The organism is Vibrio sp. HI00D65 (assembly GCF_001635455.1).
Lineage (GTDB): Bacteria > Pseudomonadota > Gammaproteobacteria > Enterobacterales > Vibrionaceae > Vibrio.
The window spans coordinates 1-219 of sequence record NZ_LWEH01000135.1; the positions used below are offsets into that span (position 1 = coordinate 1).

General features: G+C 43.8%; 1 pseudogene. It reads left to right on the forward strand.

The annotated features are described in order from the left end of the window. Positions 1 to 219 (forward strand): annotated as a pseudogene (locus A3712_RS11435) (DNA mismatch repair protein MutT); the annotation flags it as partial.

Here is a 219-nt window from a genome sequence, read left to right on the forward strand (position 1 = left end):
GAAGAGACGGGTGCAAAGAACATTCATGGCATTAAGCCGTTTGGCATTTTTGAAGAGTTTCGTCCTTGGTACAAAGATGATGCCGATATAATGCATATGATTTCCTACTGCTATTCGTGCAAGATCGATCGTGAACTTGGTGAGACAGCTTACGAAGACTACGAGGTAAAGAATGGGATGAAGCCTGTGTGGATTAACATTCATGAGGCCATTGCCCAC